This is a genomic window from Burkholderia sp. RS01 (genome assembly GCF_039748055.1).
In the GTDB taxonomy this organism is placed as follows: Bacteria; Actinomycetota; Actinomycetes; order Actinomycetales; family Micrococcaceae; genus Arthrobacter.
On record NZ_JBDLAK010000096.1, the window covers coordinates 1 to 223 of the forward strand.

General features: G+C 67.7%; 1 protein-coding gene. It reads left to right on the forward strand.

The features are described 5' to 3' along the window. Positions 1-8: 8 nt before the first annotated feature. Positions 9-223: serine dehydratase beta chain (locus ABFP37_RS22685; RefSeq protein WP_347035056.1), on the forward strand; the 215-nt coding region annotated here is incomplete at its 3' end.

Genomic DNA, 223 nt, shown 5'->3' on the forward strand with positions numbered 1-223 from the left:
ATGGCACCATGACGGCGATCCTGCTGGGGCTGGAGGGTTTCCATCCGGAGCTGATCCTGCCCGATGAGGTGGAGCAGCGGCTGGCGGCGATCGCGGAGACCGGGACGCTGCAGCTGGCCGGGGCGGTTCCGTTGCCGTACGGGGTGAAGGACATGGTTTTGCGTCCGCTGACCGTCCTGCCGCGGCATACGAACGGCATGACGTTCACGGTCTCGGACGCGGG